Origin of the sequence: Rickettsia bellii RML369-C (assembly GCF_000012385.1) — a bacterium.
GTDB classification, from domain to species: Bacteria; Pseudomonadota; Alphaproteobacteria; order Rickettsiales; family Rickettsiaceae; genus Rickettsia; species Rickettsia bellii.
Map to the genome: position 1 here is coordinate 758,068 of NC_007940.1, position 19,085 is coordinate 777,152.

A 19,085-nucleotide genomic window follows, 5' to 3' on the forward strand; every position below is an offset into this window, starting at 1 on the left:
TATCTTAATTTTTTAATATTAATCTATTAGTGATGTGCTACACTTCCAATAATTTTCTTTTCTATTTTAAGACTTAAACTTGCTTTAAGCATATTTTCTAACTTTATTTTATCAGTTTACTCTACTTTAGTCGTAGAGTAACTTAAAGCACTTTTTATATATTCGATACCATTATTAGAATCAGCAATTATCTAAAAAACTCTGGTTTAAATAGCTTAAAACTTTCCTGAGCTGACGTTGGTAATGGTGTTAAATTATATTGCGGATCAAAAGCGTTTCCATAAATCTTTTCTGTCTTTTTAATTGAATTTGGAAATTTTAAAGATAATAATATAGACTTTAAAATAGTAAAAATTGCTATGTAAGGATCAGTTTCAGGAGAAGATAAGCGATGCTCTAAACGTTTAGGAGCAACATTTGGAGTTCTAATAGCTACACTTCTGTTATTTCCTCCATAAGATACATGAGTCGGTGCCATAAAATCTTTGTCAAGGCGTAAATAATCAATACTACGCGGCATAAAAGCAAGTAGAGTATCTAGCATGTAATGGCATAAACCTTGTGCTGCTAGAATTATATGATCGCCAGATTCTATATCAAAACTTATATGGAAATGCATACTATTTCCATAATCATTTAAAAAAGGTTTAGGAGAGAAATCCGTATGACCATTTAAATACTCAGCTATTTTTGTTAAAGTATTTTTAACTTTAAGTATCATTTTTGCATAATTTACTAAATCATGGGAGGGAGGAAGATCTATTTCGAATTGATTATTACCCTTTTCTTTTTTTATTTTAGAAATTTTAAACTTCGTTAAATATTTTCTTGCAAGTATTTCAAATTTAGATATATCAATATTAGGGCTTAAATAAAACTCTATCTCTACCCCGATAATAGGTATTAAATTATAATCTTTATGAAATTGGAAAATGATCTTTTCTAGCTGTTTCTTTTTTTGTAGGTTATTAGATAAGGTATTAATAAAATTATTATAGGATATTTGCATGGAAGCACTAATAAACGGACTAGTATATTATAAAATTTTTGACGGAACATTCAAGGATTCTAGTCATAGATATGTAAAAAAAAATAATTCTATAGATGAAATAGAAATAATAAGAAACAAAAAAGCCATAACTGATTATTTTAAAGCAGAAGATATTCTAATTTTAAATCAAGTTCACGGTATAGATATTATTGATGCAGATAATAATTCTATTATCATACCTGAAGCTGATGGCAGTATTACTACTAGAAAAAATTTAGTTCTAGCAGTGCAAACGGCAGATTGTGTACCAGTATTACTTGCAAGCGGTGATGGTAAAATAATTGGAGCAGCACATGTAGGATGGAAAGGTGCTATAAACGATATTATCCATAACATAGTTAATAAGATGATAGAAAAAGGTGCAAAAAATTTGGCTGCACTAATAGGTCCTGCTATAGCTCAAGGATCATATGAAGTTGATGCAGAATATTATAAAGCTTTTTTAGATAAAGATATTAATAATAAGCAATTCTTCATAAATTCAAAAAAAGAAAATCATTATATGTTTGATTTACCAGGATTTGTAGAATTACAGCTTAAGCAAACAGGAGTTAAAAATATTAAAAGGATTACAGAGGATACTTATGCAAACCCAACAAAATATCCTAGCAAAAGACGCTCTTACCACTTGCAAGAACCTTATAATCAAAATATATTATCAACCATTATTATTAAATGATCGAATATTATGAACCAAGAAAAACCTTACTATCAAATAGTTTACGCTCCAAACGATATCTTTAAGAAGCAAGGAGAACTTATAGAAGTTGTTGATGATAATATTCGTACTATTATAGACAAAATGCTTAATACTATGCAGATAGAAAGAGCTGTAGGGCTTGGTGCTAATATGGTAGGTATATTAAAGCGTATAGCAGTAGTTGATTTGCATGAGAATAACAAATCATCACCTATTATTTTTATTAATCCGGAAATAACTTATTTCTCAAGTGACAAACAAACATTTATGGAAAGATCTTTATCATTTCCAGGAATAGAAGCACCTATTACCAGATCAAAGGCAATAAAGATAAATTACCTTGATTATCATGGTAACAAACAGGAATTAGAAGCACAAGATTTTTTAGCAACAGTAATTCAGCATGAAGTAGACTATTTAAATGGCAAAGTTTTTTTAGATCACTTATCTAAACTAAAACGTGACACTTTGCTTAAAAAAATGCTGAAATATATAAAAATGCATCCTCCTCATGTTCATGGAAGTAGCTGTAAGCATTAAGATTATTTAAACATTGACAATATACTATAGCTTTATTACAATATGGTTAACAAATCTTAATAGTTTAATATGTTAGTTAATAGTCAACCAGTAGTAAGGATGCACGAAAATATTATAGCGTTAGATATTTATTCTAATTAGGGTTTTAGATTTAGAATTTTAATGGAAGAATATGTATGAAAAAGAAGCTAAAGAATATATTTAAAATTAATAAAAAGGAAAAAGTTAAAGATAATATTCCTACTGAAACAATAATAAATGTTCCAGAAGATAAAACGACTAAAGGTAAAAATAAGAAAGAAAAAACTTATGATTATGAAAAGTTAAAACAAAAGCTCTTTAAAATATCAGAGAAAGCTTTACAAAAAAATAATGACCTAGATAAAATATTCAAAGCTTTAGCAGAAGATAAAAAACTAAAAGCTGGGTCTAAAAGCTTAGCAAGATAATAATATTTATCTAACTATATTTTGACCTTTTTTATTAGAAAGATTAGGCGTAGCTGTGGGTGAATCAATTTTGATATTTTGAGGCTTAGACTTTAAAGCAAGGCGTTTTGAGTCTTCAAACACTGTTTGATCAAATCTATGCGGATTAATTTTTCTAAGCTCTACTAAAGCAGCTTTATTATTATGTATTTCATTGAGATTTACATTTCGAAGTTTAGAGTTGTCTGATATTTTTTTTGTATTTTCATCTATAAAATGCTTTAAACCCGTAACAAATTCATTATTTTTTAAACCTTTTGAAAGAGTAGTAATTTTATTATCTATATGCTTGTTATTTGCCTTAATATGAGTATCTAAAATATTATCTAATTTTTCTCCCAAATAATCTTTTCCTGTAAAAACTGCTTGTATTTTTTCTAAAAAAGAAGTGCCTTTATTACTAACTGCCTGTAACTCATTGATTATTGTGTTATTATATTTAGTTATATAATCTGTATCTAATTTAGATAATAATGTTTCTGTGACCTGCTTATTTTTTGTAACATCTAAGTTATTAATCCCTTTTTGTACTGATTCAAACGACTTAATAGCATGATTAGTTTCATAAGTAAATTTAAGGATATTTTCATCAGTCAACTTTTTCTCATCTAAAACGCATACATTTTTAACGTTAGCTCCATCTTTACCAAAAAAATCGCTAGCATTTTTAGTAATTTGCCGCACTAACGGATCTAATAACTTTTCATTTTGTAATAAAACTGAAACCGTATCTTGCGATATTTCTACATACTTACTTATTTTATTTATAAGAGCGTCTTTTTCATCTTTAAATATTGGTTGGTTTTCTTTAGCAAAATTAGCATACATAAATATACGGTTTTTTACACGTTCATTTACAAGATTATCTACATTTTTTTGACTTGATAACTCCATTTCTAGCTGCTTAGGAAGTTTTTCCATTTCTTCCTTAATTTCTTTTAAAGCTTGAGGATTGTATCCTTCTTTTTCCCATTTTGCTATTTGTTTGTTGTTATTTTTTATAGTTGCAATAATACTTTTAACATCATTTTTTTTACTAGGATCAGAAGATATATTTTTAGGGTCATCAGGATCAAAATATATTAGATTTTCAATTGTTTTTTTTACATCAGGATCATTTACATTAATTTCTTTTTTTTTAAATCCCTCGTTGATTAACCACTGTACTAAATAGTTTTTTGTTTTTTTTAGGTCGTTTCTTAATAATTGTATTAAATCATTTTCTTTATCTTTACTCCTAACCTCATGCTGTGCTTCTTGTAACTTTATAGCCATATGTTACCTATATTATTAAAACATTTGATATATTAGACATCAAAATTCCATAATTTGCAACTTTTTTATCTTTTGATAGAAATATTTAAAAAATTAACGATGTAAAATAACTAAGATAGGTTCTATGAAGATTTCTAATACATATCCTATTTTAAGATATTTTTAAAAATCTTCACAGCTTGGAAAGAAGGCTAATTAAAGACCAGGTCCTCTTGTTCTTACTTTCTGATTCTCTTGATGAATATCAGGTTTGTCTTTTGAAGATGTTTGAGATTGGTTGGCAAATAATAATTTATCAAATATTTCAGGATTTGCTTTTCTTATTTCAACTAAATTAAGATTAGGATTATTAACTTCTTTTGGCTCAACAGTTTTATTCATTAATTTTGTTAAGCCGACAGCAATTTGTTCGTTTGTTAAAGCATTTGAAAAGATTTTATTATCAATTTCTTTTTTTACATGTTCATCACTTAACGCTGCATATTTATTTACTGATTGTTCTAATCTTTCCTCTAAATAATCTTTACCTGTAAAAATTGACTTAAACTTTTCCCAAAGAGAAGTACCTTTGTCATTAATTTCTTTTAGCTCCGAGACTATTTTAGGACTATTTTCAGTTAGATAAGCAGAATCTAAATTCTTTAAAATTGCTCCTGTTTTTTCAATAAGTTTTTCATTTGCACTTTCATATAAAGAGGAAAAAAGCTTTACTACAGGTTCTAACGCTTTACTTTTGCGAGTATTTTTATCTAACCTTTCGGTCAGTTGATTTATCGAATCTTCTGCTGCTTTAGAAATTTCTTTTCTATCCATTTCCGATTCTGTGTATGTTTTTTTATTTTTTTGCCCACTTTGAATAAATTCCTTACATTGTTGCAATTTTTGTTGTGAGAAAGAATTAGATAATTTTTTTGTAACTGCTTCTAGCAGTTTTTCAGTATATCCTTTTGCAGGAATCTTATTATTGCTCACTTCAACTAATGATTCATTAATTGCATTTGTTAAAGTACTTATATCTTGATCATTAAATTCATTTAGTACAAGTTTCATTGATTCTAAATCTAAACCTGGTCTAAATCCTTTTAGATTGGCTTCAATTTTTGCAGCATAAAGTTTAATCTTATCTCTATTTTGCTTTGTAGTTATTGCAGCATTTTGTTTTGCATTTTCATTTATGCTATCAACAAAATCTTGAATTTTTTCTTCTTTAAGATAGGATCTTATAAGATCATAACCTAAATCTAATGCTCCACCAAAATTTTGTACATATTGAAGCGGTTGATCAAAAAAAGAAAGATCTTTAGGTACTAATGACTGATATTGATTAAACTTTCTAATTACTCCTGTAATATCGTTGATTTTACCGTTTACTACATTTCTATTTGATAATTGCTGGTTCTGATCATCAATATTTAAGTCCTTTTCTTGAATATCAATTATATCTTCCATTTCCTGAACTCTATCATCCGCTTTTAAATTCTCTATCATATTATTCCTTTTTTAATTTATTTTAAATAATAATAAACATAATAGAAAAAATGCCAAATTAATTTTAAATTCTAGAAAAAAAAAATAGTTAAAATTTGTAAAAAGAATCATATTTTTTTATAGAAGATGTGCGGATAATAATTTCCTCTGGGATTTCAGCTAAGAACCTTGATGGGTATGATCTGACTATTTCGTAGAATATTTTACGGCTTTCAGCATGGGTAATGTAAAGCTCTTTTTTAGCTCTAGTAATACCAACATAAGCAATGCGGCGTTCTTCTTCCAAACCTTTTTCACCCTCTTCATCTAAAGATCTTTGAGACGGAAACACCCCCTCTTCCCAACCTGGCAAAAATACTACATCAAACTCAAGTCCTTTAGCACCGTGTAGTGTCATTATTGTTACAGAACCACCATAGCTAGTTTCAAGACTCTCATTTTCCATAACTAAGCTAGAATGCTCGATAAAATCGTGAATATCGTTAAACTCAGCAATAGCTCTTAGCATTTCGTTAATATTCTCAATTCTACCTAAAGCTTCTTCAGTTTTCTCTTCCTGAAGCATTTCTAAATATCCAGAATCATCGAGTATTGCTTTAGTTACATTTATTGGAGCATCAAAGCTAAATCTTTCATGCCAATTACTAATTTTGGTAACTAAATCTTTTAAAGTTTCATAGGATTTTGTTTTTATCTCACCATCTTCTAGCATTTCTTTAATAGCAGCGAAATTAGAGATATTTTTTTCTATAGCATATAGTTTAATTTTATTTAACGTCACTGCCCCTATTGCTCTTTTCGGTACGTTAATAATACGCTCTAATGCTAAATTATCATTTTGGTTTAAGGCAATACGGATATAAGCAAGTACGTCTCTTATTTCCATACGCTCATAGAACCGAAGACCTCCGATAATCTTATAAGGCATAGCACTATTTATAAAGGCTTCTTCAAAGCTTCTAGTTTGAAATCCTGCTCGCACTAATATAGCAATATTTCCTGCACTATATCTTCCCTCTCGCACTAATCTAGCTATTTCGGCGGCAATATATCTTGCTTCCTCTTTATCATTCCAACAAGATATAATCTTGATCTTTTCACCACTTTCCTTATCAGTCCATAAGGTTTTGCCATGACGATTTTTATTGTTATTGATAACATTTGAAGCAGCCGCAAGAATTGGCAGAGTTGATCTATAATTCTGCTCTAACTTAATAATTGTGGCATTTAAGAAATCTTTTTCAAAACGTAATATATTACCAACTTCTGCACCACGCCAACCATAAATAGACTGATCATCATCACCAACACAACAGATATTTTTACTTAAGCTTGCAAGCATTCTTGCCCATAAATATTGCACGACATTAGTATCTTGATACTCATCAATTAAAATATAACGATATCTTTCTTGATAATGTTTTAGTATGTCAGGATTTTTAATGAAAAGCTCATTATTATAAAGCAGTAAATCCCCAAAATCCACTACGTTAGAGATCAGTAAATTTTGCTGATATTCTTCATAAACAAGTTTTGCTACACGTTGCAAAGGTAAATTAGTATCAGAGCTTGAAAGCTTATTTGGCAATAAACCTTGATCTTTCCAACGTGAAATTACGATATGTATTAGTTTAGGAGCATATTTTTTAGTATCAATATTTTTGAGCTTTACTATATCTTTAATTAATCTTAGTTGATCATCTTGGCTAATAATAGTGAATCTGCTATTTAAACCGAGATTTAAATGCTCTATTTGATCACGCAATATCCTTGCTGCCATTGAATGGAAAGTACCAATATTAAGACCGTAAGAGCTAACCAAATTATGGACTCTTTCCTGCATCTCTTTTGCTGCTTTATTCGTGAAAGTAACAGCTAAAATATTCTGCGGGGATGCTAAATTTTGATGAATAATATTTGCAATTCTTGAGGTTAGTACTTTCGTCTTACCAGTTCCTGCTCCTGCAAGCAAAAGAAGAGGTCCCTCGGTATGAAGAACTGCTTTTTGTTGCTGCTCATTTAATGAATGTAGGAAATCGTGATTTGGCATATAATATATTTATTTAGTCCAGCTTGTTGTAGAGCTTGAAAAGCACGTACGGTGTCATCAACTATGTTTTAAATTAAAAAGAAGAGATTTTAATTTAGCATTAGCGATGACAATAATTTTACGCATTAAAGCGGTAAGAGCGACCATTTTCTTTTTACCATTGTTAATGAGTCGCTCATAAAAGAGTCTTAAACCAGAAGTCTTGCTATTACGGGCTGACATAGCAGCAAGGAATAGTATAGGCTTGACTCCTGCTCTACCATGTCCTACCTTTCTATATCCTTGATATTTACCACTATCATTAGCTTTTGGAGCAAGCCCTGCAAGAGAAGCAATCTGCCGTCTTGTTAACTTCCCTAACTCCGGTAATAATATTAATAACTCAAAAGCAACTATATTACCAATGCCATTTATCTCTTTCAATATCTCATGCTTTGCTTTTAACAGCTGATCTGATGATATAATCACTTCTACCTGATTAGTAATCTCTGTAATTTGATTACTTAAAACATCTATCATATTTATACAGCTATTTTTAACAAACTTATCTGTATTTGCTTGTTGTAATCTATTCTTTTCGGCAACTAACATTTGCTTTAAATCATTCCGTCTTTGTACTAACCGAAATAATTGTATATTTTGTTTTGATTCAGGCTTAAATACTTCAAGCTTATCTGCTCGCTCCTTACCATATAATCCTAATGCTTTAGCATCTAACTTATCTGTTTTTGCACTATTACCATATGATCTGATAAAATTCTTTACCTTTCTTGCATCTGCTCTATGTACTACATAACCTCTTTCACATAAGCTATACAATAACTCTAGTTCATATCCGCCTGTTGTTTCAACTACAGTTAGAGAGTTTGCTAAAATATCCTTATTATCATTAATAAATTCAAATATACCGAAACTTGTATTCTCATATTCTTTTGTATCTTTTATGCCCTCTATTCCTACTACAAAATTATATTTTCCTATATCAATTCCTATATGTTTGTGATATTTTATCATATGTACCTCGAGATTTTATATTGTTTAGGATTGTAATCGGGCGTGCTTATCGCATCCCTTCCAACTATTCAAACTTCTCGAGAGTCGGGCTATAGTACCTTGATGACTCCGGTCGTATAAAACCTACTATACCGTGACGGTCGCTTACGCCCGCTTAATACCCTATATCATTATATAGGGTATTAACACTCTCTTATAAATGTTTATATTACATTTATAACTTATATTATATCACTTTCTTTTCTTACAATACCGTGGCTTGCTAACTAGATCCAGAAAATAATAAAAAATACTAATTTTATTAGTATTTTTAACTGGCTCTAGTTCATAAATCACGGGATGACAATGGTGGAACTGATCCATGCAACAAAGCCGGATAAGCCACGGGATGACAGTGAATAACATAATACCCAATAATACCCTTTTATCAATAAAAATTTATCTAATTCTTTTAAGGTTTTTTAGAATATAAGAAAGGGTAATTATAGGGTTACAAATTATTATTTTTAATAATTTGAGATAAGAATTTAAATTTTTATCCTCAATAAACCAGTTATATAAATCATCTATAGGCTTAATCTTATTGGGAATAGTATATTTATCTTTAAATAATTCTTTCAAAGCTTTTTTAGCTTTTTGGGCTTCTGCTTTACGCTCAGTTGTTAGGCTCTGATCATGCACCATATAAAAATATAGCGACTCTGGTATATGAGCAAACTTTGTAACAAGCCCAAACCGAAGCCAATATTCGTAATCATCAACTAAGGACATGTTTTCGTTATATCCGCCTACCATCTTTGCTATATCCGCCCTATATAGAAAGCATGCCCCGACACAATCACGAATAGGTAGAAATTCTGGAGATTCTTGATAGAGCCGTGCCCCTATTTTGCCCTGCTCATCAATTAAAGTATAATCGGTATAAACAAGCCCTATATCCGGTGAATTATCTAAAACATCATTCATTTTTGCTAAAGCATTTTCATGCAAAAGATTATCATCAGAAGTCCAAGTAAAATACTGCCCCCTAGCCTCCTTAAAAGCAATATTAAGACTAGCTGGCAATCTTTTATTAGGCTCATTTCTTATTACTTTGATACGCTGATCCTGCTTTGCATATTCCTTTGCTATTTCAAAGCTTTTATCTTTAGAGCAGTCATCAATTATAATAAGTTCAAAATCTTTAAATGTTTGATTAAGGCAGCTTTCAATAGCTTTCGGCAATAATTTTTCCCTATTATAAACCGGTAAAACTATTGATATTTTTGGAGAATTATTATTCATATTTATATGTTTTATTATTGTGTCATTGCGAGCGAATGAAATGAGTGCAGCAATCTTGTAAAGCAGGACACCTGAGATTGTTTCGTCGATGTGTTGCCTCTCCTCGCAATGACGTTTTAGTCTTAACCATACCAAGGAGCCAAAGATAAATCTACCTTAACCCCTCCCACATTAATATCTTCTTCCTTACTAGCAAGATATTTCTCTTCTTTAACTAAAGCTATAGCTTTATTTTGATAGCTGGAACATATTATGCCTATTGAATCATTTCCTGCAAGTATTTCCTCATCTTTAATCAAAGATGATAAATCTTCCTCAGCTATAATTTTGTATATCTTTCTTCGTATAACACCTTGATATTTAGCCCTTGAAATAACTTCCTGCCCTACATAACAACCTTTATCATAGCTAACTCCCTTTAGCTCCTCAATACCATATAAAGTGGGTATAGATTTACCAACAATTAGATCATCTACCCCATCTATTATGGCAAAATTATATTTATCATCTAAATATAATTTTTTACTTAGATTCCCGCCTATGCGGGAATGACATGATTGGCTTAGTGTTATTGAGCGAAATCCCAGCAAATTATATCGAGGATCACGAGCTGTGACTAACGAATCCATATTTAATTCTTGATGAAAATAAGCAATTTTATATTCATCTTTACAATCTACTATTTCTATTTTAGAGCGGAACTTATAAAAATTTAAGTGATCTATTAAGGCAGTTTTACTTTTCTCATCAATATCAATATAAATTTCTTCAATATTATGTACATATACAAAGAAATCAAATAAATATCTACCTTGATTATTAAGTAAATAAGTATAACAATAATTACTCTTATTGATATCATTAGTTGTAAGGTTTTGCAGGAACTTTAACGAATCCGAACCCGCTATTTTAATAACCTCTCTATTGTTTAATATTTCGTACATAATTATAATATTATTGACTTTAATACATTGTAACCACTATACTTTAAATTTATGTAAATTAAACTTAAATAATTATGAGATGTTCATCTTACTGTGTTTCTTCTGAATATAAGATGAGTGATCTAGTTACTAATTTAAAAAAGATAGGGCTTGAACCTCAGCATTTTGATGATGTTTTATATATTCGGAAAGAAATAAATAAAGATTCTGATTATATAGATATATTTTTCTTTCCATTTGGTTGTGTAACTATTTGGGGTGGTGATGAAATTCAGGAAAAAGTAATTTTAAATGATACTGATTTAGTAACGATAAATAGACTTGCTGAACCTGTATCCGATTATATTTATTTTGAATATAATGAAGAACACGAAAAAACTTTTATTGACGAAGAAAAAAACAAAATAATTTTAGCTGATAAATCGGTATTTGTTAAGCTATCTATTTCTCATGCACTTGCCCAATCTGTTAAGCTTAGCGTTCTTGAGCAATCTGTGAGTAATTTGATCTCTCAAACCACTCCTATACAACAGGAATTAGCTAGAACCGGTAGTGTATCACTCTCTAAAAAAGAAATATTACAACAAATAGGTATATTGTTTAGTGAACGCTATTCAATTAGCTTACATAGCGATATATTCGATACTCCTGAATTTTTTTGGCGTCGTCCCAGCTATGAGCCTTTATATCTTATGACGGCAGAATTTCAAGACATAGAAATAAGACAAAATATAATGAATCATCGCCTTAATATGATTCATGAGTTGCTCGATATCCTTTCAAATGACCTTAATTATAAACATTCTACTAAACTTGAGTGGATTATTATTATATTAATTGGTCTCGAAGTAGTATTATCTTTATCTCATACCAATCTTTTTCTAAAAATTATTGGAGCTTTGTAAATAGCTTCATTTATGCAAATTATTAATAGTCAAAAAGTATTAGAAGAGTTTTGTAGGGAATTATCCACCAAAAAATGGTTGAGTATAGATACAGAATTTGAACGTCGTTATACCTATTACGCTAAACTTAGTATAATCCAAGTAAAAGCAGAGGGTTGCAGCATAATAATTGATGCAATAAATAACCTAGATTTAAATGTCTTTAACAAGTTACTTATAGATAATAATATTATTAAAATATTTCATGCACCTCGTGAAGATTTCGAAATTTTTTATAATTTATTTAAGACTCTACCTTCTAATATTTTTGATGTACAAGTTGCTGCAAATGTTTGTGGTCTTGGTAGTCAACTAAGCTATGATGATATTTGTTATAAACTTTTCAAAATCAATATTGATAAAACACATCAAAAATCTAACTGGTTAAAACGCCCTATTACTGAAGATATGCTGAATTATGCGTTTTTAGATGTTGAATATTTGGACAAAATATATAAACAACTAAATAAGATAATTTTGGATAATAATTTAACAAATCAATATCAATCCATGCTTCAGTTTTTATTTAATATTAAAAACTATGAAGTAAAACCCGAAGATGCTTGGAAAAAAGTAAAATTTAGAATTAAGATTAAAGATTTTAATACTAAAATACAAATGCTTGCAGCCTATCGTGAAGAAAAAGCCCAAACTATAAATATTCCACGAAAACATTTCATTTCAGATGAAGACTTAATGAAGTTGTGTAAATATCTACCTTTAACTGAGCAAGATTTTAAAAATCTAAACTTAAAAAGTAGACATTTACAAAAACCAAGATATAAAGAAGAACTAATACAATTATGCAATAGTTATATGCATAAAATAGAATAGCACTGAAAAGTTATTATTATATGTCATTCCCGCTTAAGGCTTGCTTGCGTAGATCGAGAGTCGTCATTGCGAGGAGCAAAGCGACGTGGCAATCTCAGGAAATAATGATAAGATTGCTTTGTCAAAACTTACAGTTTTTCCTCGCAATGACGAGAAAATGATCCATGCGGGCAATACCTTCCCGCAATGACGGGCTATTAAAAATCTTATTTTACTGTTGAGGATACGGGTTATTACTTGCCACTTGAGCAGTAACAGTTTTTACACTATTATCATCAAAGAAAAAAGTTATATCAACTGTGTCACCAACTTTTAGATCTTTCCTTATATCATAAAGCATTATATGCATACCTCCAGGTACAAAACCAACGTTAAGATTACCAGAAATTAAAAACGGATAATCTACTTTCACCATTTGACTAACACCATTACTGTCGGTAACTGTTTGGTGCATCTCTATTCTACCTATTTGATCTGAAGATATATTAACTATATTATAGCTAGCCGGTCTAGTATTTACTAATGTGAAATACATAGCAGAATTGCTTAGTACATTATTAACATTTGTTGTAGGTCTTACCCAAGGTTGTGCAAATTGTACAGCTCCTGCTGCATTTAACGTAGATAAAGTAGTAGATGAATCTGTAGGGTTAGTATTTTGGGCTGGCTGAGTATTAGGACTAGCATAGCTTGTTATACTAGCAAAAGCTATGAAACCAGCCAATAAAGTTTTTATCATAATTAACACCTTTTAATAGTTTTATAAAATACTAGCATAAATTTTATATAAATCTAGTTTTTTAGAATATAATACCTACGTATTTCCGGCATAAACCTCTCAACCGCATAACGCAATGTAGTTCTAGGCATTTGCGATATATGTTGATTTAGAAAATCTATCAGCTGCTTTTCGTCCTTTTTTCCTGCTTCACGTAGCATCCACCCTACCGCTTTATGAATTAAATCGTGCTTATCATTCAGTAATAATTGTGCTATTTTAAAAGTTAAATTGAGTTCATTTTTGCGAATAAAATACCAAGTTGCAACTATTGCTATTCTTCTTTCCCAAAGATTTTCAGATTTTACTAATTTAAAAAGATATTCTTTGTCCTTACCCCATAAATAAGCTCCGATAATATAATGAGCTGAAGCATCAACCAAATTCCAATTATTAACATATTTTGTGTTATCTATATAGAATTCATAAAAAAATTTCTTATCATTATCAGAAGCTTTTTGATATTGATTGATAAGGATAACTAATGCTAAAAGTCTTTCTTCATTAAATCTTGATTTAATAAGCCCGCCTAAATCATCCTTACTTAAATTATAATAAGTTTTAGCTATTTTACGTAAAGTAGGCACAGTCACGCCTATAAATCTATCATGCTCACCATACTGCCCTTCTTTAGTTTTAAAAAAGATTGTTAAGCGTTCTGCAGGAATAGTTGCGGAATCAAGCAGGATATTCCTAATTTGTTGTAAATTTTCTTTCATGCTCGATAAGCCATTTTTTACGATGTAATCCTGAACCATAACCCCCAAGCTCACCATTGTTATTAATAATGCGGTGACATGGAATAATTATAGCAAATCTATTTGCTCCGTTAGCATTTGCAACAGCTCTATAAGCAGTTTCTTTACCCACTGCCTTAGCTTGTGTAAAGTAGCTTCTTGTTTCGCCATATGGCACATTCATTAGCTTTTCCCATACTAATTTCTGAAACTCGCTTCCTACAAGGCGTAAAGATGTATTAAATTTTTGTAAATTGCCGTCAAAATATGACTTAAGTTCTTTTTCAACTGATGAAATAGGTTTGGTATTGCCATCAATAATAGGCAATTTAGTCTTAACTTTAAGAATTTTAATTTTACGTTCTAAGCCTTTACTTTCAGCAAAATCAAGCAAATAAAGTTTCTCTTCATCACTAATAGCAAGCATCGAACCAAGAGGCGTATCAAGAAAAGTGGATTTTAAACTCATTTTTATCTCAAATATAATTTTTTAGTATTATATATTGATTTCTTTATTTAACAATTTAATTTTTTTTAAACCAATAATTCCAAGCGATTAAAACAGATAGAATAGAATTTAGTGAGTAGAATAGTGAGATGAGTATTTAGAAGCCATTGAGAGGAAAAACCGGCGTTGTTACATGACTCTCAAATCGTCATTGCGAGCGAATGAAATGAGTGCGGCAATCCAGAAAAAATAGTAAAAAAGTACTGATTTTAGTATTTTTTTACTAGATTGCTTCGTCAAAATTTGAGAAATTAAAATCGCTAAAAGAAGTATTAAGAGTGAAAAAAGCTGAATGTGCTAAAGTAATAAGAATTGTTACAAAACAAGAAAGTTTGAGATTTTTGGGTTCATGTTTTGCAATAAATCCAAGTATCATAATTGCAGTTACAATTGTACCATAATCAATGATAGCCCAACTTATATACCATAATATTACCATTATAATAACATGGCAGTAGCCGCTATAGAAGAAACGAGTTAGCGACTTACGAAAACAATAAATATAGCACTGCCCTAAATAAATAGAGATTAAAATATTTGTGGTGATAAACTGCTTGAATAATATTGTAGTGTAAATTTGTAATAAAACACCCCATATTATTACTCGTAATTTTGGCTTATCGTGAAAATTATAGCCAGCAAAAAACCGGCATAGCAGTACGACCAATTATTCGCAAAATAATAAGGTCAGGATATAGATACAAACCTATATGATCAATGATCATGGCTATGATTGCTAGAGTTTTTAGCAAATCTTGATAATTTGATTTATTTTTACTACTTTCTAACATGCTTAACTACTTTTAATAAATAAGCTACACCAAAAAAGACTATAATGCCAATTGTAATAGTACCTCCTAATGCAAAAACTTTAATCAGCAAATATTCCGAATAAAAATATTCTAAGAAATAATGTTTTATTGAGCCAATCATAATAGACATAATTATGCAGCATAATAAAACTTTAATACAAAAAGATTTTATATCCTGCTCTATATGTAGCATATTTTGCTTTTTAGTATAGCTATATAATAAACCTAAATTATACCAAGCTGCAATAGAAGTACCAACTGCAATACCGATATGCTTTAAAGAATCCATTAATAATAAATTCATGCTAGTATTAATTATTATTGAAAATAGAGTTATTTTCAGAGGTGTTTTAGTGTCACTATTAGCATAAAAAATGGGGGTTAGAATTTTTGCCAAAATAAAAGCAGGCAGCCCTAAAGCAAACGCAGAAATAGCCTCAGCCGTATTTGTAGTATCAAGGGAAGTAAAAACGCCTCTTTCGTAAATCACGTTAATAATAGGATGCGATAAAATTATAATTCCAAAAGTCGCAGGCAGCGATAAAAATAACCCCATTCTAATTGCGTTATTCTGTACTTTCGTTGCGGCTACTATATCATTTGATTTATATATTTTTGATAATTCAGGCAATAAAATAGTTGAAAAGCTAGTACCTATTATTGATATAGGAAATTGATAAATTCGGTCAGCATAGGATAGTATGGATATAGCTCCCTCAATAAAGCTAGCAATAGATTGAGAGATAAAGAGGTTTAATTGCTGTACGCCTGAGCTAATGGTCGCCGGTCCCATATTAATTAAAAGCTTTTTTACATCTGGATCATTTGGCTTAAAAATAAACGGAAAGCTTAAATCCGCTCTTTTAACGCAAACAAACATAAAAGAGACTTGTAATATTCCAGCAATTATTAAAGATAAGCTGATTGAAATGGTAGACTCTGTATAATTATCCAACATTAATGTACAGATTATCACACATACGCTTAAGATAACAGGTGAAAAAGCAAAAGCAGCAAAGCGTTTTACTGAGTTTAAAATCCCACCTAACAAAGCTGTAAGTGATACAAATATTAAGTAAGGTATAGTGATTCGGCATAAGAATACTGTCAGCTCAAACTTCTCTTTTTTACCGTGAAAACCAGGAGCTATAAATAGCATTAATTGCGGCATAAATATTTGCATTAATACTATTATAGCTATTAATGAAAGTAGTAAAAGTGTAAAGACCTCACCAGAAAATCTACCTGCTGCTTTCTTAGAAATCAGCATTTTTTCATTATAAATAGGGATAAAGACGTTTGATAATGCTCCCTCGGCAAAAATTCTTCTAAATAGATTTGGTAATTTAAAGGCAACATTTATGCTATCACCCATTTGAGTAGAGCCGAATAATGAGGCGATAAATTGCTCACGCACAAGCCCAAATATGCGAGAAATTAATGTGAAGAATGCTACTACAATCCCTGATCTGAATAATGTCACTAATTTATAATTTTATTGTTTTCATAAGTACAAATATAAAAAGGCTCGATTTATTTCGCTTTATACTTGATCTAGTTCCCAAGCCACGGGAGGCATTGTTGCGTAGATTGAAAAATGTCCTATATGTCATTCCTGCGGAAGCAGTAATCCAGTCAATTATATTGTCATCCCGTGACTTGATCACGGGATCTTGTGCCATAGAATGTGTCCTGAGATACTGCGGTCAAGCCGCAGTATGACAGACTTTTTCCTGGATTCCCGCCGTTGCTAAGAATGACATTAAAGGCATTTCTTAATCCACGCAAGCAATATAAATTTACATTTTTTCAACTCTCTCTATCCCTTCCTCTATAAGGCTATCAGCTTTGGCTTTATTTTCCCAGCCGGTAACTTTAACCCATTTGCCTTTTTCTAAATCTTTATAATGCTCGAAGAAATGAACTATACGTTTCTTAAGCATCTCACATACATCATCTAATTCCTTGATATGATCAAAGGTAATATCAAGCTTAGAGGTTGGAACTGCAATAATTTTCTCATCAAAACCCGATTCATCTTCCATCATCAATACCCCAACAGCTCGGCACTTAATTACTGAGCCAGGCACTACTGGATGATGCGATACAACAAGTACATCTACTGGATCACCATCATTAGAAAGAGTATGCGGAATAAAGCCATAATTACATGGATAACTCATTGTGGTTTGCATGAAACGATCAACAAAAACCGCTCCTGATTCTTTATCGAATTCATACTTAATCGGACCACTATTCATCGGTATTTCAATAATTACATTTATTTCGTCGTTATTTGCTTTTGCTTTAATTTTATCTATGAACATGTTTTATTTTTTTGTTATAATTGTTTTATGTTATTTAATAGCTCATTTGTCATTCCTAGCTAAAAGCGGGAATCCAGTCAATTATATTGTCATCCCGTGACTTGATCACGGGATCTTGTGCCATAGAATGTGTCCTGAGATACCGCGGTCAAGTGAGCTAGTATGACAGATTTTTTTCTAGATTCCCGCTTTTGCGGGAATGACAGTATTCGGAGGTCGGTAATTCTCATCATGCTTTGCAAGTAACTCTCTTGCTATAAACTTGCCATTCGATAATCTACCGATAGCTATAATACCCTGATTCTCACGAAATAAGGCAGGTAATACACCTTGATAGAATATCTCTAAATCTTTAATATTATCCGTAATAACAAAACTTATTTTATCAGCTGCAATTTTATTTATTGAATCTACTTTAACTAGCCCACCGACTCTTAGCTCTTTCCCCTGCTCTACTTCATTAATTTTTGATGGTGGCACGAAAAATACTATACTTTTTTCTAAATTATAAAGTATTATACTAACTCCGATTACTGCTGAACAAAAGCAAATAATGATAGTTATTAACCTATTTTTTGCTCCTTTTTGCATCAATATTTTTCTTCTCTTTCTTATAACTTATAAAGCTACTAACTAACAATACTCCTAGACTTAAAAAGGTAAATATATATGCTACTAACAAATAATTATTCATCAGTTACTTTTTAAAAATTCCATAATTTTGCTAGGAGCAGAATCTAAATAAAAATGCTTTAAATATTTTCCATTTTTATCCATTAGATAAGTAAAAGAAGAATGATCTAACATGTAATCTTGGTCATTATCATTTTCACTAGCAGCCTTAGCATAATAAACCTTAAACTTATCTGCTACTTCTCTTATTTGCTTCTCATCACCTGTAAGCCCAATAAATTTAGGATGAAAATGTTTTAAATATTCCTTTAATACTGCTGGAGTATCGCGGCTTGGATCAATAGTAATAAAAACCGGTACTATATCTATCTTATTTTCGCTTAAAATTTCCACCGCTTTTGTTATTTTATTTAAAGAAGTTGGGCATATATCAGGACAGCTAGTAAATCCAAAATATATAAGGCTTAATTTACCTTTTAATTCATCACTGTTAAATAGTTCACCATTTTGATCTATTAATTCAAAGTCACCACCGATTTCTGCATTATCTTCATAAATATTTACCTGACCAGCAAGAGGCTTATCAGGAGTCTTTAAAGATAATAACAAATATAATGCTCCAACGCCTATTAATAGACTAGCTCCAATAATAATTTTTATAACATTTGATTGCATTTT

The 19,085-nt window shown here is 30.3% G+C and carries 19 protein-coding genes and 1 pseudogene; 5 read left to right on the top strand and 15 right to left on the bottom strand.

What is annotated here, in order from left to right:
• Nucleotides 1-187: 187 nt before the first annotated feature.
• On the bottom strand, nt 188-1,009 hold the full coding sequence (locus RBE_RS03560) for a glutamine synthetase (protein ID WP_011477348.1): 822 nt from the start codon (nt 1,007-1,009) through the stop codon (nt 188-190).
• On the opposite strand from RBE_RS03560, the gene pgeF reads away from it, so the two are divergent.
• From pgeF to RBE_RS03575, 3 genes are all read left to right on the top strand, one after another.
• Nucleotides 1,008-1,730, top strand: coding sequence for a peptidoglycan editing factor PgeF (pgeF, locus tag RBE_RS03565; RefSeq protein WP_011477349.1), 723 nt, complete (start codon nt 1,008-1,010; stop codon nt 1,728-1,730). The two genes, RBE_RS03560 and pgeF, sit on opposite strands and share 2 nt — an antisense overlap.
• A gap of 9 nt (nt 1,731-1,739) precedes the next feature.
• Complete coding sequence (gene def / locus RBE_RS03570) at nt 1,740-2,291, top strand: peptide deformylase (RefSeq protein WP_011477350.1); 552 nt, start codon at nt 1,740-1,742, stop codon at nt 2,289-2,291.
• A gap of 176 nt (nt 2,292-2,467) precedes the next feature.
• Nucleotides 2,468-2,740, top strand: a complete 273-nt coding sequence (locus RBE_RS03575; RefSeq protein ID WP_011477351.1) for a hypothetical protein — start codon at nt 2,468-2,470, stop codon at nt 2,738-2,740.
• Nucleotides 2,741-2,746: 6 nt separating this feature from the next.
• On the opposite strand, the gene RBE_RS03580 is transcribed toward RBE_RS03575, so the two are convergent.
• The 6 genes from RBE_RS03580 to RBE_RS03605 all read right to left on the bottom strand — a co-directional run bounded on the left by RBE_RS03580 (nt 2,747) and on the right by RBE_RS03605 (nt 10,834).
• The gene (locus tag RBE_RS03580) at nt 2,747-4,054 is read right to left on the bottom strand and encodes a hypothetical protein (RefSeq protein ID WP_011477352.1); all 1,308 of its coding nucleotides are present in this window, start codon (nt 4,052-4,054) and stop codon (nt 2,747-2,749) included.
• 195 nt (nt 4,055-4,249) lie between these two features.
• Complete coding sequence (locus RBE_RS03585; protein WP_011477353.1) at nt 4,250-5,542, bottom strand: hypothetical protein; 1,293 nt, start codon at nt 5,540-5,542, stop codon at nt 4,250-4,252.
• A gap of 88 nt (nt 5,543-5,630) precedes the next feature.
• A complete protein-coding gene (gene pcrA, locus RBE_RS03590; protein WP_011477354.1) occupies nt 5,631-7,592 on the bottom strand; it encodes a DNA helicase PcrA in 1,962 nt (653 codons plus the stop codon).
• Between the two features lie 57 nt (nt 7,593-7,649).
• Nucleotides 7,650-8,606 carry an IS110 family transposase gene (locus tag RBE_RS03595; RefSeq protein WP_011476719.1) on the bottom strand — a complete coding sequence of 319 codons (957 nt, stop codon included), beginning with the start codon at nt 8,604-8,606 and terminating at the stop codon, nt 7,650-7,652.
• 438 nt (nt 8,607-9,044) lie between these two features.
• Nucleotides 9,045-9,890, bottom strand: a complete 846-nt coding sequence (locus RBE_RS03600) for a glycosyltransferase (RefSeq protein ID WP_011477355.1) — start codon at nt 9,888-9,890, stop codon at nt 9,045-9,047.
• Nucleotides 9,891-10,012: 122 nt separating this feature from the next.
• Nucleotides 10,013-10,834 (bottom strand): YgfZ/GcvT domain-containing protein, encoded by an 822-nt coding sequence (locus tag RBE_RS03605; RefSeq protein WP_011477356.1) that lies wholly within the window; start codon nt 10,832-10,834, stop codon nt 10,013-10,015.
• A gap of 113 nt (nt 10,835-10,947) precedes the next feature.
• Between RBE_RS03605 and RBE_RS03610 the strand changes: the two genes are divergently transcribed.
• Together RBE_RS03610 and RBE_RS03615 are read left to right on the top strand one after the other, a co-directional pair.
• Nucleotides 10,948-11,739: an RMD1 family protein gene (locus RBE_RS03610; RefSeq protein WP_016948158.1), complete on the top strand. Its 792-nt coding sequence runs from the start codon at nt 10,948-10,950 to the stop codon at nt 11,737-11,739.
• Between the two features lie 12 nt (nt 11,740-11,751).
• Nucleotides 11,752-12,612 (top strand): ribonuclease D, encoded by an 861-nt coding sequence (locus RBE_RS03615; RefSeq protein WP_011477358.1) that lies wholly within the window; start codon nt 11,752-11,754, stop codon nt 12,610-12,612.
• A 211-nt stretch (nt 12,613-12,823) separates the two neighbouring features.
• Here RBE_RS03615 and RBE_RS03620 read toward each other — a convergent pair whose 3' ends face one another.
• The 8 genes and pseudogenes from RBE_RS03620 to RBE_RS03655 form a co-directional block, all read right to left on the bottom strand.
• Nucleotides 12,824-13,351, bottom strand: coding sequence for a copper chaperone PCu(A)C (locus RBE_RS03620; RefSeq protein WP_011477359.1), 528 nt, complete (start codon nt 13,349-13,351; stop codon nt 12,824-12,826).
• Nucleotides 13,352-13,404: 53 nt separating this feature from the next.
• Nucleotides 13,405-14,109, bottom strand: a complete 705-nt coding sequence (locus tag RBE_RS03625) for a DNA alkylation repair protein (RefSeq protein ID WP_143549764.1) — start codon at nt 14,107-14,109, stop codon at nt 13,405-13,407.
• On the bottom strand, nt 14,084-14,596 hold the full coding sequence (locus RBE_RS03630; RefSeq protein ID WP_011477361.1) for a methylated-DNA--[protein]-cysteine S-methyltransferase: 513 nt from the start codon (nt 14,594-14,596) through the stop codon (nt 14,084-14,086). Before RBE_RS03630 ends, RBE_RS03625 begins: the two co-directional genes overlap by 26 nt.
• A gap of 274 nt (nt 14,597-14,870) precedes the next feature.
• A pseudogene (locus RBE_RS03635) lies at nt 14,871-15,426 on the bottom strand (TraX family protein); the annotation flags it as partial.
• A complete protein-coding gene (gene murJ, locus RBE_RS03640) occupies nt 15,413-16,930 on the bottom strand; it encodes a murein biosynthesis integral membrane protein MurJ (protein WP_011477364.1) in 1,518 nt (505 codons plus the stop codon). The pseudogene RBE_RS03635 and the gene murJ, both read right to left, overlap by 14 nt.
• Nucleotides 16,931-17,246: 316 nt before the next feature.
• A complete protein-coding gene (gene ppa / locus RBE_RS03645; protein ID WP_011477365.1) occupies nt 17,247-17,774 on the bottom strand; it encodes an inorganic diphosphatase in 528 nt (175 codons plus the stop codon).
• Between the two features lie 177 nt (nt 17,775-17,951).
• Entirely contained in the window at nt 17,952-18,365 is a 414-nt protein-coding gene (gene ccmE / locus RBE_RS03650) for a cytochrome c maturation protein CcmE (RefSeq protein ID WP_011477366.1), read from the bottom strand.
• A gap of 102 nt (nt 18,366-18,467) precedes the next feature.
• On the bottom strand, nt 18,468-19,082 hold the full coding sequence (locus tag RBE_RS03655; RefSeq protein ID WP_011477367.1) for an SCO family protein: 615 nt from the start codon (nt 19,080-19,082) through the stop codon (nt 18,468-18,470).
• Between the last annotated feature and the right edge of the window lie 3 nt (nt 19,083-19,085).

Coding starts and splice junctions, on each gene's coding strand:
- ccmE (WP_011477366.1), bottom strand. CDS start 18,365: ATGCAAAAAGGAGCAAAAAATAGGTTAATAACTATCATTATTTGCTTT.
- RBE_RS03560 (WP_011477348.1), bottom strand. CDS start 1,009: ATGCAAATATCCTATAATAATTTTATTAATACCTTATCTAATAACCTA.
- RBE_RS03655 (WP_011477367.1), bottom strand. CDS start 19,082: ATGCAATCAAATGTTATAAAAATTATTATTGGAGCTAGTCTATTAATA.
- RBE_RS03610 (WP_016948158.1), top strand. CDS start 10,948: ATGAGTGATCTAGTTACTAATTTAAAAAAGATAGGGCTTGAACCTCAG.
- pgeF (WP_011477349.1), top strand. CDS start 1,008: ATGGAAGCACTAATAAACGGACTAGTATATTATAAAATTTTTGACGGA.
- RBE_RS03615 (WP_011477358.1), top strand. CDS start 11,752: ATGCAAATTATTAATAGTCAAAAAGTATTAGAAGAGTTTTGTAGGGAA.
- RBE_RS03630 (WP_011477361.1), bottom strand. CDS start 14,596: ATGAGTTTAAAATCCACTTTTCTTGATACGCCTCTTGGTTCGATGCTT.
- RBE_RS03580 (WP_011477352.1), bottom strand. CDS start 4,054: ATGGCTATAAAGTTACAAGAAGCACAGCATGAGGTTAGGAGTAAAGAT.
- RBE_RS03605 (WP_011477356.1), bottom strand. CDS start 10,834: ATGTACGAAATATTAAACAATAGAGAGGTTATTAAAATAGCGGGTTCG.
- RBE_RS03625 (WP_143549764.1), bottom strand. CDS start 14,109: ATGAAAGAAAATTTACAACAAATTAGGAATATCCTGCTTGATTCCGCA.
- RBE_RS03585 (WP_011477353.1), bottom strand. CDS start 5,542: ATGATAGAGAATTTAAAAGCGGATGATAGAGTTCAGGAAATGGAAGAT.
- def (WP_011477350.1), top strand. CDS start 1,740: ATGAACCAAGAAAAACCTTACTATCAAATAGTTTACGCTCCAAACGAT.
- RBE_RS03620 (WP_011477359.1), bottom strand. CDS start 13,351: ATGATAAAAACTTTATTGGCTGGTTTCATAGCTTTTGCTAGTATAACA.
- ppa (WP_011477365.1), bottom strand. CDS start 17,774: ATGTTCATAGATAAAATTAAAGCAAAAGCAAATAACGACGAAATAAAT.
- pcrA (WP_011477354.1), bottom strand. CDS start 7,592: ATGCCAAATCACGATTTCCTACATTCATTAAATGAGCAGCAACAAAAA.
- RBE_RS03575 (WP_011477351.1), top strand. CDS start 2,468: ATGAAAAAGAAGCTAAAGAATATATTTAAAATTAATAAAAAGGAAAAA.
- RBE_RS03595 (WP_011476719.1), bottom strand. CDS start 8,606: ATGATAAAATATCACAAACATATAGGAATTGATATAGGAAAATATAAT.
- RBE_RS03600 (WP_011477355.1), bottom strand. CDS start 9,890: ATGAATAATAATTCTCCAAAAATATCAATAGTTTTACCGGTTTATAAT.